This is a genomic window from Streptomyces sp. CA-181903, assembly GCF_050937075.1.
In the GTDB taxonomy this organism is placed as follows: domain Bacteria; phylum Actinomycetota; class Actinomycetes; order Streptomycetales; family Streptomycetaceae; genus Streptomyces.
The window spans coordinates 833,234-848,914 of the sequence record NZ_JBNJLY010000001.1; the positions used below are offsets into that span (position 1 = coordinate 833,234).

The 15,681-nt window shown below is 70.3% G+C and carries 11 protein-coding genes and 2 pseudogenes; 7 read left to right on the forward strand and 6 right to left on the reverse strand.

Going from position 1 to position 15,681, the window contains the following annotated elements; all coding sequences use genetic code 11:
• Nucleotides 1-302: 302 nt before the first annotated feature.
• Nucleotides 303-1,544: a beta-ketoacyl-[acyl-carrier-protein] synthase family protein gene (locus ACQEVS_RS03490; protein WP_433015027.1), complete on the reverse strand. Its 1,242-nt coding sequence runs from the start codon at nt 1,542-1,544 to the stop codon at nt 303-305.
• Nucleotides 1,545-1,764: 220 nt separating this feature from the next.
• Here ACQEVS_RS03490 and ACQEVS_RS03495 point away from each other — a divergent pair, with 220 nt between their 5' ends.
• From ACQEVS_RS03495 to ACQEVS_RS03510, 4 genes are all read left to right on the forward strand, one after another.
• Entirely contained in the window at nt 1,765-3,027 is a 1,263-nt protein-coding gene (locus tag ACQEVS_RS03495; protein ID WP_433015031.1) for a cytochrome P450, read from the forward strand.
• Complete coding sequence (locus ACQEVS_RS03500; protein ID WP_433015034.1) at nt 3,024-4,217, forward strand: cytochrome P450; 1,194 nt, start codon at nt 3,024-3,026, stop codon at nt 4,215-4,217. Before ACQEVS_RS03495 ends, ACQEVS_RS03500 begins: the two co-directional genes overlap by 4 nt.
• A gap of 282 nt (nt 4,218-4,499) precedes the next feature.
• Entirely contained in the window at nt 4,500-5,087 is a 588-nt protein-coding gene (locus ACQEVS_RS03505; protein WP_433015037.1) for a hypothetical protein, read from the forward strand.
• Nucleotides 5,088-5,143: 56 nt separating this feature from the next.
• Nucleotides 5,144-6,382, forward strand: a complete 1,239-nt coding sequence (locus tag ACQEVS_RS03510) for a hypothetical protein (protein WP_433015040.1) — start codon at nt 5,144-5,146, stop codon at nt 6,380-6,382.
• Nucleotides 6,383-6,580: 198 nt separating this feature from the next.
• Here ACQEVS_RS03510 and ACQEVS_RS03515 read toward each other — a convergent pair whose 3' ends face one another.
• Nucleotides 6,581-7,948 (reverse strand): DHA2 family efflux MFS transporter permease subunit, encoded by a 1,368-nt coding sequence (locus ACQEVS_RS03515; RefSeq protein WP_433015043.1) that lies wholly within the window; start codon nt 7,946-7,948, stop codon nt 6,581-6,583.
• Between the two features lie 393 nt (nt 7,949-8,341).
• Here ACQEVS_RS03515 and car point away from each other — a divergent pair, with 393 nt between their 5' ends.
• A complete protein-coding gene (gene car, locus ACQEVS_RS03520; protein WP_433015046.1) occupies nt 8,342-11,836 on the forward strand; it encodes a carboxylic acid reductase in 3,495 nt (1,164 codons plus the stop codon).
• Nucleotides 11,837-11,875: 39 nt separating this feature from the next.
• Here car and ACQEVS_RS03525 read toward each other — a convergent pair.
• The 3 genes and pseudogenes from ACQEVS_RS03525 to ACQEVS_RS03535 form a co-directional block, all read right to left on the reverse strand.
• Nucleotides 11,876-12,045, reverse strand: a pseudogene (locus ACQEVS_RS03525) (RidA family protein); the annotation flags it as partial.
• 11 nt (nt 12,046-12,056) lie between these two features.
• A pseudogene (locus ACQEVS_RS03530) lies at nt 12,057-12,182 on the reverse strand (IS481 family transposase); the annotation flags it as partial.
• A gap of 59 nt (nt 12,183-12,241) precedes the next feature.
• Complete coding sequence (locus tag ACQEVS_RS03535; RefSeq protein ID WP_433015049.1) at nt 12,242-13,471, reverse strand: hypothetical protein; 1,230 nt, start codon at nt 13,469-13,471, stop codon at nt 12,242-12,244.
• A gap of 246 nt (nt 13,472-13,717) precedes the next feature.
• On the opposite strand from ACQEVS_RS03535, the gene ACQEVS_RS03540 reads away from it, so the two are divergent.
• Nucleotides 13,718-13,978 carry a hypothetical protein gene (locus ACQEVS_RS03540; RefSeq protein WP_433015052.1) on the forward strand — a complete coding sequence of 87 codons (261 nt, stop codon included), beginning with the start codon at nt 13,718-13,720 and terminating at the stop codon, nt 13,976-13,978.
• Nucleotides 13,979-13,989: 11 nt separating this feature from the next.
• Here ACQEVS_RS03540 and ACQEVS_RS03545 read toward each other — a convergent pair whose 3' ends face one another.
• Nucleotides 13,990-14,301, reverse strand: coding sequence for a M14 family zinc carboxypeptidase (locus ACQEVS_RS03545; RefSeq protein ID WP_433015055.1), 312 nt, complete (start codon nt 14,299-14,301; stop codon nt 13,990-13,992).
• A gap of 105 nt (nt 14,302-14,406) precedes the next feature.
• Between ACQEVS_RS03545 and ACQEVS_RS03550 the strand changes: the two genes are divergently transcribed.
• Nucleotides 14,407-15,519, forward strand: coding sequence for a DNA alkylation repair protein (locus ACQEVS_RS03550; RefSeq protein WP_433015058.1), 1,113 nt, complete (start codon nt 14,407-14,409; stop codon nt 15,517-15,519).
• Nucleotides 15,520-15,681: the final 162 nt, after the last annotated feature.

Here is a 15,681-nt window from a genome sequence, read left to right on the forward strand (position 1 = left end):
GCCGCCAGGCCGTCGACCGGCGCCCCCGCCGCCGCAAGCACCTCCCGCCGCAAACACCTCCCGCCGCGAGCGGGCGCCCTCGAAGTTCGCCGCACGTACCCGGCCTGGTGCCGCCAGCTCCCGCCGAGCCACGCGCTCCAGGGCCGCCAAGACCCGGGAAGCGACGGCCAGGTCGCGAGAGCGACGTGCGGCGGCCGGCCGTAGCAGCAGACGAAGAACCTGCCGACGTCTCGCATGGCACAACGGCGCTTGGCGCCGATGGTGGCCCCGCCGCCCGTACCGGCGCTACGGACGCAAAGCCGTCACGTGTGCCGTCGGAAGGCGAGCACGACGTTCTGACCGCCGAAGCCGAAGGCTTGGACCAGTGCGGCGGGCACCGGCTGCCGGCGGGGTTCCTTGGCCACCAGATCCAGGTCGATCAGGGGATCGCGATGGTCGAGATTGAGGGTGGCCGGGATCAGGCTTTCCCGCATGGCCATCAAGGTCATGACGGCGGCGAGGGCTCCGGCCGCGCCGAGCGTGTGCCCGACCGCGGACTTGATCGCGGTCACCGCCGGGTGTCGGCCGAGGGCCTCGGTGATCGCCTCGGCTTCGGTGTGGTCGCCCACCGGAGTGCCGGTGGCGTGAGCGCTGACGAGAGCTACGTCCGTGGGAGCCAGGTCGGCCGCCGTCAGGGCCTGGCGGATGGCGCGGGTCTGTTCCGATCGCAGCGGGGTGGTGAGGTGGTGGCCGTCGCTGGTGACGCCGTGTCCGGCCAGGACGCCCAGGATCCGGGCGCCGCGTGCGCGGGCGTGATCGGCGCGTTCCAGGACCAGGGCGGCCGCGCCTTCGGCGAGGACGAAGCCGCAGCGGTCGGCGGCGAACGGGCGGCTGGCGCCGGCCGGGTCGTCGTCGCGCCGGGCCAGGGCGCCGATCCGGTCGAAGCCGCTGATCGACAGAGGTCTGATACAGGCGTCGGCGCCGCCGGCCACGACCACGTCGGCGCGGCCCCAGGCCAGCATGTCGGCCGCGACGGCCAGCGCCTCCGACCCGGCCGCGCACGCGCTGACCGGTGAGTGGACGCCGGCCCGTGCGCGCAGGTCCAGCGAGACGGCTGTGGCCGGGCCGTTCGGCAGCATCATGGGAATGGTGAACGGTGAGACGCCGTGGGTGCCTTTCTCGCGGCGTGCCGCGTCCTGGTTCAGCAGTGTGCGCGCGCCGCCGACGCTGGTGCCGATCACGACGGCCAGCCGCTCGCGTTCGACATCGGGCGTGCCGGCGTGCTGCCATGCCTCCCGGGCCGCGATCAGTGCGACCTGCTGGCAGCGGTCGGTCCTGCGGCGGGTGACCCGGTCCAGTTCCTGATCGGTGTCAACGGCCAGTGGTGCGGCGATCCGCACGTCCACACAGTCGGCCCATGGCTCCTGGATGCGCCGCACACCGCTGTTGCCGGCGATCAGGTTGTGCCAGGTGCCGATCGCGTTGCCGCCGAGCGGAGTTGTGGCTCCCCATCCTGTGATGACGACGGCTCCGGATTCCCGGCGGACCGGTCGAGTGGCGTGCATGCGGGCAGACAATCACATACCCAAGGCGGTCACGGATGTGATGCCCGGAAAATTAACCCGTCCGAATGACAGGCCACACCTTCCGTATTTTTATATGATTATCCCTTCGCCATAGGCGAATTGGCGTACCGGCGGATTATCCGGCTAGGGTCTGGCTCCGTTCACATCTCGCTCCGTGCACATCCAGCTCCGTTCAGGTCTCGCGCACCATGGAGGTCGGGTGCCTGCTTCTCCTGTGGGCCCGGCATGGCGAATCAGCCTGCCGGTGCATTGCCGAGACCTGCAGCCCGACTATCGGATGTGGCGGCAGGCCGGGCCCGTGCAGCGTGTGGAGTTTCCGGACGGGCTGCGGGTCTGGGCGGTGACGCGATACGACGACGTGCTGGCGTTGCTGCGGGCGGACGGATTCACCCGGGACTGGAGTACCGCGCCATGTCCGGCGTACGGCTACGGCGTGCGCCGCCACGGGGAGGACTACTTCGCGGCGAAGCCGAGCAATCTGTTCAACTCGGACGGCACCGACCATCAGCGGCTGCTGCGGCTGGTCGCACCCTTCTTCAGCAGGAAGCGGATCGACGGCTTACGGCCGTTCATCGACTCGGCCGTCGACTCGGCCGTCGACGATGTGGTCGGGCAACTCCCTGAGCGGGCCGTGGATCTGGTCGCCGGCTTCGCCGTTCCGGTCCCCTTGCGTGTCATCGGCCGGCTGATCGGCATCCGGGACGGACTGTTGCCGGCCCTCGCCGAGCATCTGCACGTCATCAGCGGCTGGATCGATCCGGAGAGCGAGCCCTGGCGTCACTCGATGCTCGCGCTGCACCGCCTCACGCTGCAGATCTTGCGGGAGCCACGGCCGGACCGGGACGAGAGCCTGATCGCCGCGCTGCTCGAAGCACATGCGAACCGGGGCACAGCCAGCCGGCCGGAGATCGCCTCGATGATCAAAGTCCTCTTGGCCACGGGCTACGAGACGACTGCGGCGCTACTGGCCAACGGTGCGCTGGCCATGGTCCGTGATCCCGCGGTCAGGCGGCAACTCGCCCAGGGCAGCGGCGCCGAGGCGTGCATTGCCGAACTGCTGCGCTGGCGGCCTCCTTCCCCCTGGGGACAGATCCGCATCGCCCTGCGGGACCTGACGTTCGCGGGAGTGCGCATCAAGGCCGGCGACCTGGTCTATCCGCTGATCGCGGCCGCCAACCGGGACCCTGCCCGGTTCGCCGAGCCCGACCGCCTCATCCCGGACCGCCGCGAGGCCACGCACCTGTCGTTCGGGCGCGGCCGCCGCCGATGCCTGGGCTCACCGCTGGCCCTCGCCGTCGCCACCGCGGCCCTGCCCGAACTCGCCCGACGACTGCCGGCGGTGAGTCTGTCCGTTCCGGTGGAACAGCTCGACTGGCACGGACTGATGCACGTCCGCATGTTGCAGCGCCTACCAGTGCGCCCGGACGCCCGGGAGCAGTGTCGTACGGCAGGCCGTCCGTGACCGGTCTCGACAGCCGCAACGTCCTGCTGGCGGCCCTCAACAGGCCCTCGTCTCGCACAAATCCGTATCCGCTGCTGCGCCGGCTGCGCGAAGCGTCACCCGCGACAGTCGGCCCCGATGGCACCATGCTGCTGGTCGCACGCCACGCCGACTGCGGTCGTCTGCTGCGAGACCCGGCGATGTCCAGCGACTACCGGCGCGCGCCGACGCTGTCTTCGGTGCGCCACACGCGCATGTTCGTCACGCTCGATCCGCCCGACCACACGCGACTGCGCCGGCTGGTGAGCAAGGCGTTCACCCCGCGCTCGGTCGCCGCCCTCGAACCGCGGATTCGCGCGATCACCGGCGAACTCCTGTCCGCCGCCGACCCGGCCGGGTTCGACGTCGTCAGCGGACTGGCCTACCCCCTGCCCCTGCGCATCATCTGCGAGATGCTGGGTGTCCCGCACGGCGACCTCGGGCTGTTCGCCAACTGGTCGGATCGACTGACCCGGAGTCTGGACGCGCTGATGTTCCGCGGAGACCTGGCGGACCGGGATCAGGCGCAGCGTGAGTTCGCGGCCTACTTCGCGGAGCTGATCGAGTACCGGCGCGGCCGGGACGGCGAGGACCTGCTGTCGCGGCTGATCCGGGTCGAGGAGGACGGTGACCGGCTCACCGAGGACGACCTCATCCATACGTTGATCCTGCTTTTGACCGCGGGGCACGAGACCATCGCCAATCTGATCGGCAACATGGTGCTGGCGCTGCTGCGCCACCCGGACCAGCTCGCCGCGCTGTGTGCGGACCCGGCGCTCGCCCGGGGCGCGGTCGAGGAGACCCTGCGGTACGACCCACCAGTGCAGTGGGTCGTTCGGACGGTGCGCGGCGGCTACCGGATCGGAGAACTCGACTTCCCCGACCGTGCTTTGGTCCTGGTGCTGCTCGGTGCGGCCGGCCGCGATCCCGACGCCTTCCCCGAGCCGGACCGGTACGACATCAAGCGGCGGTCGGCCGCGCATCTGGCGTTCTCGGCCGGCCCGCACTTCTGCCTCGGCGCCGGGCTGGCGAGGCTCCAGGCCACCTTGGTGTGTGAAGCCATGGCCACCCGGTTCGTCGATCCGGAGCTGGTCGAGGTCGTGCACCGACCGAATGTCGTGATGCGTGGGCCGAGCCGACTGGTCATCCGGGCGGGAGGGATCGGTTGCTGATTGCGTCCCGACGGGCGCTGACCCCGTCCAGACGGGAGCTGACCCCGTCCAGACGGGAGCTGACCCCGTCCAGACGGGAGCTGACTCCGTCCCGACGGGAGCTGCTTCCGTCCCGGCGGGAGCGGAGGGCCCGGCCGACCGGACGACGGCACGGGCGAACGGCGGGACGGTCGAGGTGGCGCCACGGCACAGGAGCCGCAGTGTCGCGGAACAGCAGCCGGGCACCTCCGCCCCGGCTGCTCCGACCAGCACTGTTCGTGACACACGAGAGGAACGACAACCATGCTTCTTCCCCTGCTGAGGCGGGGCGCCTCCCTGACGTCCGCGGGCGCTCTCGCGCTCGCGGCCTTCGCGGGCGCCGTGCCGGCCCAGGCCGCCGCGAGCGCACAGGCCGCCGCCGTCAGTGAGAACCTGGTCTGCGTCGGCCACATGACCGTGACCCTCGCCACCCCCGTGACCTATACGCCGGCCCAGAACACGTTCAAGGTCACCGGCGCGATGGACGACTGCATGTCCCCCAGCGGCAGCAACCCGCGCGTCGCCGGTGGCTCGTTCTCCATGACCGGGTCAGGTCTTCTCAGCTGCACCCGGCTGGAGACCTACAAGCTGGAGCAGAACTTCACCTGGTACGACGCACAGGGGGCCAAGCTGGGTGAGACGCGTGTGTCGGCCACCGGTACGGGCAAGGGCGACCCGGCCCATCACGAGATGCTCAACGTCAATCATGGGATCGCCGCTGCCGGCAGTACGCGCTTCGCCGGTCAGGAGGTCGAGAGCGAGTTCGCCCCCAAGGCGGCCGTCGGATCCTGCGACGAGGGCAAGAACAACCTGACCGGCAGCATCCAGGTCTCCATCCGCCCGGCAAGGTAACCGCAGGGCCCGAACCGCTGAAGGACAGACGCAGGCCCCGCTGAACAGGTGACTCGATGCTGCATTCCCCCTACGGACTCCAGCGCGAACTGCTCGGCCGGGCCAGGCCGGATCGCCAGGGCCGCCCGCGCTTTCACGACTTCCCGAAAGCGTGGGCAGCCTACGAACTGACCGGGCCCATCGACCGCGTGAGATTCCGGGACTCGCTGCACCACGTGTTCGGGGCGGTGGATGTCTTCCGGCACGCGATTCCCGGTACGCGAGCAGCCGGCCGGCCCGTCGACGCCCCTCGGCACCTTTGTTTCGACGACGAAAGCGTCGAAACAGCCGAATCGCGCTTCCGCGGCGCCATCCTGCCCCTGCTGTTCGACCCAGGGGACCTCGCGGCGGGGGCACGGCCCTTCAGCCTCACCGTGCACGCGCCGTGCCGGACCCTGCTCGCCCTGGGCGCGGACCACGCCTTCCTCGACGGCTATTCGCTGTCCGTGCTGCTTCGCGCGGTGACACGCGACTACCAGGGCCGACTGCGAGGTGCGGAGCCCGTGACCCCTCCGACCGCAATGCCCGTACTGGCGGCCCGGTTCCGCGATCCGGCGACCCGGACCGACCTGGCTCGGCACTTCGCTGCCTGCCCACCACCGGCTACCGGCCTGGAACTGCCCGGAGCCGCGGAACCGCCGCCGCAGCTGTGGGAGGCACACGACACGGAACAGTTCCTCGTGTCAGCCGCCGACGCCGGCGGACTGCGGACGTGGTGCACACGGCGGTCCGTCACTCTCTCGGCGGCCTGGCGGGCGCTGGTGCAGTTCACCGCCTCGGTGTGGCGCCACGAAGAGAAGCCGGTACCGGTCCTGTACTCGCGCCTCGGGCGAACGGGGACGGACTCGCTGCGGACGGTCGGGCCATTCTACGAATCGGCCCTCGCACTGCCCGGCCCGCGTCTCGCGGGCGACTTCGACACATGGGTCGAGCAGGCGGCCGATCCCGGCATCGAGGCCCCGCCGTTGCTCGGGTCGTGGCCCAGCGACTTCGCCGGACAACAGCGCCTGGACGAATACCGGTTGGTGTCGTTCAACTACCTGCCCCTGCCCCGTCCGGTACGGCTGGACGGTGTCTGCGCCGCGCCAGTGGGCGGTCCTCTGCTGGCCGGTCTGGCCCCCGATCGCCGCAGCGACTGGAAAAGCGGAATGGTATTCACGCGGTGGTGTACCGGCTCACCGCCGGCCGATTCGCCGTTCAGGTGCGGACGGACCCGAGGGTGGCAGGATCAGCACCGGGATTCGGCCGGGCCCTGAGCCAGACGGTCCGGCTCGTGGGAACAGGGGCATCGGTGCCCCTGGCGCGGCGCTCGGTGGCAGACGCGTGGGCCTTCCACGACGCCAGGACCCCACGCCTCGCCGGCCCGTAGAGCCCGCCGGCCCGCAGAGCCCGCCGGCCCGCAGGCGTTGAGGCGCCTGCGGCCGGGCCCCGTCACCCTCGCCGCCGGCCGAGCCTCACGCATCCGACGGGGAGGGCTCTCGGGGCAGAAGGGCCCACGCCGCCACGAGTGCCGCTGCGAAGACCGCGGCCATGGCCAGGAAACCCGTCTTCATCGCCTCTGCCGTGTCGTGCGCGCGCAGAGCGGGGGGCACCGGATGCTCGTGGGCCAGGATGACCGCTCCGACGACGGCGACGCCCAGCGTGCCACCGAGCTGGCGTACCGTGTGGACGATGCCGGACGCCTGCGGCCGCTCGTCCGCCGGCACGCGGCCGAGCGCATCGGTGTTCACCGGGGTGAGGACCAGGCCGAGACCGAAGCCGACCAGCGCCACGCCCGGTAGTTTCGACACCAACGCAATGTGCGGCATGTCCGCCGCCCACTGCGACGCGCCCGCCGCGGCAAGGGTGAGTCCGGTCAGCACGGGCGCGCGCACGCCCGACCGGTCGTACCAGCGACCGGCGAGCGCGGCGCCGGTCATCAACGGGCCGATCAGGGCGAGCGAGGCGAGACCGGCTTGTGCGGGGCTGTAGCCCAGCACGTTCTGGGTGTAGAGGGCGGCGAACATCGCCATCGGCAGCAGGCTGAACTGCGTGGTCAGCAGTACCACCACGTCACCCGCGAAACCTCGGTGCCGTAGCAGCCGGACGCGGACCAATGGATCGGCCGACCGCATCTGCACCAGCGTGAACACGGCCGTCGTCGCGAGGCCAACGGCCAGGACGAGCAGGGCGCGCGCCGAACTCCAGCCCCACTGAGCCGACTGCTGAAGTGCGTACACCGTTGTGCCGACGCCGCCCACGAGAAGCACGCCGTGCACCGTGGAGACGGACAGCGAGGGCCGCACCGGATCGGCCGGACGGGCGCGGCGTACCAGGACGAGCACGGCGAGGCCCACAGGCACGTTGATCCAGAACACCGCACGCCACGTGACCCACCCGGTCAGCGCGCCGCCGAGCAGCGGGCCGAGCACCAGGAAGAGCTGGCTGACGCCGACGTAGACGCCCATCGCCCGCCCGCGCACCGCGGGCGGGAAGGCAGCCATGACGATGCTGGCGCTCACCGGCATCATCAGCGCCGCACCGCAGCCTTGCACCACCCGTGCGGCGATCAGCCACTCGTGCCCGATCCCACCGGAGGGGGTCAGGCCGCAGAGGGCGGACGCGACGGAGAACACCCATACACCAAGCCGGAAGGTCGTGACCGGCCCGAGCTTCGCGCCGAGTCGGCCGCCCAGCGCGACGGTGGTGGCCATGGCCAGCACGTACGCGTTGACGACCCACTGCTGACCGCCTGAGGACAGGGGCAGCTCCCGCTTCATCGTCGCCAGCGCGACCGACACGACCGTCTCATCGAGCATGAGCATCGACAGGCCGCCGGTCATGGCCCACAGGACGGTCCACGCGGCCGGGGTCGGTCGGTCCGTCCTCTCAGCCGCTCGCGTCTCCACTGTTGTCATGCGCTCGCTCCCGGCCGCAACCGCCGTCGGAATCCGTAGTCGTCCGTCCTGAACGTCACGTTCGCCATCAGCCCCTGTGCCACCCCGCCCGCCGTGTGTTGTGGTGCCCGGCATTCCATCAGACACGATAAGCGACGAGTGACGCACGATGTGTCACTCGAACCGCGGACCTCGACAGCCGGGGCCGTACACACGTCCGCAGACGTGACTCCCCGCGGACACTGGTCGTTCATCTGCCGTGGCGGCAGGGCTGGTTGGCGGTCACGCGGAGCCTCTTGAGGTCACGAGAATCACGATCTGCGAAAGCCGGTGAGAGTGGTGCCTTCGGATCCTTTCCGCCCCGAATTGGAGGGCGACGAGGCGCAGTTGCGTGGTGCGCTGCCCTTGGCATCGGTCAGCGCGGCTGTGCGCGACTCCGGGAACGGCCTGGCATCGGCTGTGGCGTCGGTCATGCGGGGGTACGCGGAACGCCCGGCTCTCGGCGAGCGGACGAGGGAAGTGGTGATCGATCCGGTGTCGGGCCGTACCTCGACGCTGTTGTTGCCGCGGTTCACGACGATCACTTATGCCGAGCTGTGGGAGCGGGCCGGCGCGGTCGCGGCCGAATGGCGGTCGCACGCACGGTGCGCGGTGGGGACGGGAGACTTCGTCGCGCTGTACGGGTTCACCAGCGTCGACTACGCGGTGCTCGACTTGGCATGCCTGCGGCTGGGTGCCGTCTGCGTGCCGTTGCAGTCCGGCACCCCGCTGTCCGGGTTGGAGCCCATCGTCGAGGAGACCGAGCCGCGCGTCGTCGCGGCAAGCCTGGAAGTCCTCGACAAAGCAGTCGAATTGGTGCTGTCGAGCGCGTCGGCACCACGGCTGGTGGTTTTCGACTACCACCCGGAGGCGGACGACCAGCGGGAGAGGTTCGAGGCCGCGCGGCAGCGGCTCGCGGAGGCCGGTGCGACCGCGATCGACCCTCTTGCCACGGTGGTCGAACGCGGTCGTGGCCTGCCGGAAGCACCACTGTGCCGGCCCGAGGCGAACGAGGATCCGATGAGACTGCTCATCTACACCTCGGGAAGCTCCGGAACGCCGAAGGGCGCCGTCTACACGGAGCGGATGCTGCACCGGCAGTGGGCCGGCTGGGGTCCCGCGCAGGAGGAGCTTCCCTCCATCGACATCAACTACATGCCCCTCAGCCACACCGCCGGGCGTACATCCCTCTACGGCACGCTCGGACGCGGCGGTACCTCGTACTTCACCGCGAAGAGCGACCTGTCGACGCTGTTCGAGGACATGGGGCTCACCCGGCCGACGAAGCTGCTGTTGGTGCCGCGCGTCTGCGACATGCTGTTCCAGGAGTACCAGAGCGAATCGGTGCGCCGGGCAGCCGAGTTCACGGACTCGGGCACGCTGGAGGCCACGGTCAAGGCCGACCTGCGCCGGCGGGTCCTGGGCGGCCGTGTGCTACAGGTGACTTGCAGCAGTGCGCCGATCTCGCCCGAGCTGAAGCGGTTCGTGGAGTCGTGCCTGGGGCTGCCCCTGCATGACGGTTACGGGTCGACCGAGGCCGGCTGCGTCCTGATCGACTCGCGCGTACAGCGGCCTCCGGTGACGGAGTACAAGCTCGTCGACGTGCCGGAACTCGGCTACTTCACCACGGACTCGCCCTACCCCCGCGGGGAACTGCTGGTCAAGACGGAGACCATCACGCCGGGGTACTACAAGAGGCCCGAGACCACGGCGGCTGTCTTCGACGCGGACGGCTTCTACAGGACCGGCGACATCATGGCCCTGACCGGACCGGACCAACTCGTCTACGTCGACCGCCGCAACAGCGTGCTGAAACTGGCACAGGGCGAATTCGTCACGATCTCCCGGCTGGAGAGCATCTTCGTCACGAGCCCGCTCGTCCGGCAGATCTATCTGTACGGCAACAGCGAGCGCGCCTGCCTCCTGGCCGTGATCGTGCCCACCGACGAGGCCCTGCGACAGGCCACGAGCCCGCGCGAGCTCAAGCGGTCGCTGAGCGAGTCGTTGCGGCACGTCGCCAGGCAGGCCCCGTTGGACTCGTACGAGATCCCCCGCGACTTCCTGGTCGAGACCGAGCCGTTCACCGTGGAGAACGGTCTGCTGTCGGAGATCCGGAAGAATCTGCGTCCTCGGCTCAAGGAGCGCTACGGAGACCGCCTGGAGCGTCTTTACGAACAGCTTGCGAGCAGGCAGGAGGACGCGCTGCGCGAGCTGCGCGAAGCCGGCCCCGATCAGCCGGTGTTCGAGGCGATCCGCCGCGCCGCCGGTGCGTTGCTGGGCTGCTCGGCCGGGGACCCGAGCGGGGCCGCGCAGATGAGGGACCTGGGGGTGGATTCGCTGTCCGCGCTGTCTCTCTCCAGGCTGCTGCAGGACATCTTCGACGTGGAGGTCCCGGTCGGGGTGCTGCTCAGCCCGGCGAACGATCTCCGGTCGATCGCGGGCCACGTCCAGGCGGAACGCGCCTGCGGCGTCAAGCGGCCGTCGTTCGCCATGGTGCACGGCGACGACAGTGCCGAGGTCCGTGCCGCCGAACTCACCCTGGAGAAGTTCATCGACGCCGGGACCCTGGAGGGTGCACGTCGGCTGCCGCGCGCGACGGGGCAGCGGACTGTGCTGCTCACAGGGGCCAACGGCTACCTGGGCCGTTTCCTGTGCCTTGACTGGCTGGAACGGCTGGCCGAGTCGGGCGGCAGGCTGATCTGCCTCGTACGGGGCCGTGACGCGGCCCACGCCCGCCGGCGCCTGGATGCCGCCTTCGCCACCGGCGACACGAGCCTGCTGCACCGCTACCAGGAGCTGGCCGCGCACCACCTCGACGTGCTCGCCGGCGACATCGGCCGGGCGCGTCTCGGCCTGGCCCCGGAGACCTGGGACCGGCTGATCCATGACGTCGACCTCATCTTCCATCCGGCGGCGCTGGTCAATCACGTTCTGCCCTATGACCAGTTGTTCGGTCCCAACGTCGTCGGCACCGCCGAGCTGGTCCGGCTCGCACTCGCGGGGAAGGTCAAGCCGTTCACCTACCTGTCGACGGTCGGCGTGGCCGCCCGGCTCGACCCGTCGCGGCTTGACGAGGACGCTGACATCCGCGCCGTGAGCCCCGTACGTACCCTCAACGACGCGTACGCCGCCGGCTACTCGACCAGCAAGTGGGCGGGTGAGGTGCTGCTGCGAGAGGCCCACGACGTGTGCGGCCTGCCGGTGACCGTCCTCCGTTCGGACATGATCCTCGCCCACCGTCGCCACACCGGCCAGCTGAACGTCCCCGACGTTGTCACCCGCCTGCTGTTCAGCCTCGCGATCACCGGCCTCGCGCCCGCCTCCTTCTACCGGACCGACGCACGGGGAAACCGGCAGCGGGCGCACTTCGACGGCCTGCCCGTCGACTTCGTCGCCCAGGCCGTCAGCACTCTCGGCGCGCGCGACGCCGACGGACACCGGACGTTCAACGTGGTCAACCCGCACGACGACGGCATCTCGCTGGACACGTTCGTCGACTGGCTGAGCGACGCCGGCCGGACCATCCACCGCATCGAGGATTACGACGACTGGTTCGCCCGGTTCGAGATCGCCCTGCGTGCCCTGCCGGAATCCCGGCGCCGGCACTCCCTGCTGCCACTGATGCACGCCTTCCGGCGCCCCGACGAACCGGTCTGTGGCTCGCCCATCCCCTCCCACCGGTTCGAAGAAGCCGTCCGCGAAGCCGACATCGGCGGCGGCAAGGGAATTCCACACCTGTCAGCCGAACTGGCCGCCAAGTACATGATGGACTTGCGCCGACTCGGCCTGCTGTGACACGTCCGCGTCCAGGGGGCTGGGACGCGCCCTCCCCCGTCACGGCAGCACGCCGGCCCCGTCCACCTCGACCAGCGCGGCCTCGTCCCACAGCCGCGTCACCCCGATGAGAGCCATGGCGGAACAGCCCGGCCCGGCCAACCGGCGCCAGATCTGCTGGAGTTCCGGTGGTGGGCGCGTTAGTCCACGACGTCCGTCGCGTACACGGTTGGCCCGCGCCCTTGCCGTTGGTCTGTGGCCGGTAAGCGCGGGTGAACTTGCCGGCCGCGCCGAGGTCGGCAAGGACGGCCTTCCAGGCGGGGCCCTTGCGGTAGGCCCAGGCGTTGCCCGTCAGGACCCACTCGATTCAGGGGAGTCCCCGTGATCCCCGCAAAGGAATGAGGGCTGAAGCTCGGCGGGACTTCGTCAGATGGACGGGACGCGTACGAGGCCGGGCCGTTCCATGTCCCCGTTGAACCGGTAGGCCGGCAGTGACGTGGTCTTGATGAGACGGAAGCCCTTGCCGCCGTTGTCCAGGGTCGTGGTGCCGGCCTTGCCGTCGGCGACCCAGTGCAGGACGATCGCGAACACGCAGTCGCCGGTGGTGTTCCTCGCGTGGATGACGAAGTCCTCGGGGTCGGTGAGACCGACCTTGAAGGGGAATCGCACCGGCGGGATCGCTTTGCCGTCGCTGTCCTGGCCGGCGTCGGCGGTCACCTTCACCGGCCGGTGGGCGAAGTCCGCGGTGAACGGCCGCTGGGGCTGCTCCCCACCGCAGCCGTACGCGGTGTTGATGACGACGCCTCGGGTCGGCGGAGGAGCGCTGCGCAGAACCGTGACCTCCAAGCCCGTGAGAATCACCGACTCCTCGGTGCGGCCCTGTACCGTCATGGCCACCGGCGGACTGTACTGGTCGCTGACGAACTCCGTCGGCGTCGCGTCCTTCGTGTGGTTCTTCCACGCGGTGAAGTACCGCTCCGCCGGGCCGTCGTACCAGATGGTCGGGCCGCACACGTCGTCGGACCATGCGGCGCGCACGGCCAGGGGCGGCGTGCCCGTCCAGACCGGTCCGTCCGGCGACGCGCCGGCTGCCGACGACAGGGGAGCGGGTCTTCCGTGCCCGGCGAAGGGCGCCGCCGAGCCACCGGTACGGCCGTCGGCGGCCTTTGCCGGGGCCTGGTGACCGGTCAGCTGCCAGATGCCGGCGCCCGCGGCAAGCACTACGGCCGCGGCGACGGTGGCCACCTTCCAGGGCACGAGCCGGCGCCGGCCGGTGACGGGACCCCCGGCCGGCGCCGCGTCGTTCGGGGCCTCCTCTGTCTCCGCTCTCGCTGTCCTCACCGTGCGGCCGGCGGCCGCGGCCTCGATGCGCAGCCTGCGCGCCGTGTCCCACATCCGCAGTGCCTCGGTCGCGGCCGCCTGGTCGCCGAGCGCCCGGGCGACGGCCTCGATGTTCCTGCGGTGCGGCAAGCCGGGGCCATTGAAGACGTTCGTCAAGGTGCCCTTGGACAGCGACGAGGACGGGTCTTTCTTACGGACTCGCTGGACGATGTCCTCGTAGCTGGGCGATTCGTTCGTCACCCACAGCTCGCGCATGTACCGCGCGAGCTCCTGCACCGCGCCCTCCTGCGCCGCCGCGTCCTCGATATCGACCACGCCCGTACCCCTCCCGCATTCCTCCGCCCTTTCCCCGGGCGGTCGGTGGGGCGCAGCCTAGACCGGGCCGCCCGGGCAGGTGGCGGCATCCGTCCAACGGGCTCCAGTCCTCTTCAACGCCATTCAATGTCCTTCAACTTCCTTCGGAACAGCGGCGGATGGCGGCGCCGGGCCTTGAACTCAAGGCGTCCCACCCGATCGGCCGGGCCCCGTTCGTGCCTCGGCCTCGCTGTGTCCGGAGCTGCCGTGACCCTCACTTTTCACTCGCCCCAGGGACTTTATGAACTCCTGTACGCCTGGGGGGTTCTGCAGCGCCACGCTCGCCCGGAGCGGTGCGTCACGTATCTCGCCCGGCACACGGACCTCGCCCTTCACGACCTCGAACACCTGCGGCTGGTACGCAACCGCTGCGCCCACCCGGAGGACGGCTGGCCCGCTCAGGCCGAGATGGACCGCGCTCTGTCCACTGCCCGCCGTGCCCGCCGTTGCCTGGGACTGGACGGGTGATCGCGGCAGCATCAGTCCTTCGGGCGACAGGATGGCGTGCGGGCTGTCAGCCACCGACCTCGTCTCTGGGGTGGCACACAGTCCTGCGGAGGCAGGCCGTACCCGTAGCCGTACGGCCACGTGATCGCCTGGCCGGAGACCCGGGTGTCGATGAGGAGCTTCAACCGGTCCCTGACGGACAGGATGTGGTCGCGCAGTGCCCGGGATCCCGGCTCCGAGAAGGCGTGAGCGCCCACGTAGGTCTCGTCGCAGGCGTCGCGGCTGACGCCGACGGTCCCGTGGCAGACTCGGGACCATGATGTCCAGGTCGAAATTCCCGCCACTCCCGAACGAACAGATGGAGAGCATCGAGCCCGTTCTTCCGTCGGCCGAGGGCCGTACAGGGCGGGCGGTCGGGGGCCTCGACGTGACCGTGGGCGGGCGTTGAGATGGCCGATTTCAAGGATGAACTGTCGCCGGAGCTCATCGGGCGTCTCGCGAGTGATCTCGCGGGTGCCTCGGCGTCGTTCGACCGGACGGCGTTCGAGCAGCTCGCGGGCACCGGTATCGGTGAACTGGAATTGAAGGCCCGTGTCGACCGGATCGCCTGTGCCCTCGCCGCGACGATGCCGGCGTCCCCCGAAGAGGCTGACCGGGTAATCCGCGGCGCCCTCGACGGCGGGGGCCTCTCGGGGTGGGCTTCCATGCCCGTCAACGCCTACGTCGCCTCGGCGCTGCTGGACCGGCCCGACATCGCGCTGCCGCTGCTGGCCGCACTCACTCCTCGCTACACCGCCGAGTTCGCGATCCGCCCGTTCGTCGACGCCCACTACGAGATGACGATGGACCGACTCAGGGCGTGGACCACCGACCCGGACGAACACGTTCGGCGGCTCGTCTCGGAGGGCACGCGCCCGCGCCTGCCCTGGGCAAAGCGGCTCTCCCGGTTCGTCGCCGACCCCGCTCCCGCGCTGGCGCTCCTGGAGGCTCTCGTCAACGACGAGTCCCTCTACGTGCGCCGTTCCGTGGCGAACCACCTCAACGACATCAGCAAGGACCACCCCGACCTCGTCCTCGACACCGCACGGCGATGGTCGCGCAACAGCACGCAGGGCGATTTCGTCGTGCGCCACGGTCTGCGGACGCTCGTCAAACGAGGACACCCGGAGGCTCTCGCGGTTCTCGGGTTCGATCACCAGGCCCCGATCAGCATCACGGACCTCACCTGCTCACCGTCCACCATCTCCATCGGGGAGACGACCAGCGTCACCTTCACGCTGCGCGCCACCGAGGCGACGACGGCGGCGATCGATTACCTGGTCCACTACCAAGGCGTCCGCGGTCCCAAGGCGGGCAAGGTGTTCAAGCTGACCGTCCGGAACCTCCCCGCGGGCGAAGCGGTCCACTTCTCACGCGAACACCGCTTCGCGAGCCTGTCGGTCCGCACGATCCACCCCGGCCCTCATCGCATCGAGGTCCAGGCCAACGGGCGCATCCTCGGTGCAACCGAGGTCCACGTCACCGCCGCCGAGACTCCGCAAGGCCCAGCCCGAGGCTGCTGAGCTGAACGCCCAGCGCCCCGGGAGGAGTTCCACGCGATCACCTGCGCCCCGGTCTCAATGGCCCCAAGAGGGCCGCCGTCCTTGACGCCCCGGTCGGCAGCCGTGCGACTTCACTTGCCCGGACCGCTGTCGCGCTCCTGCGACCACACCGCCGTGACCTGC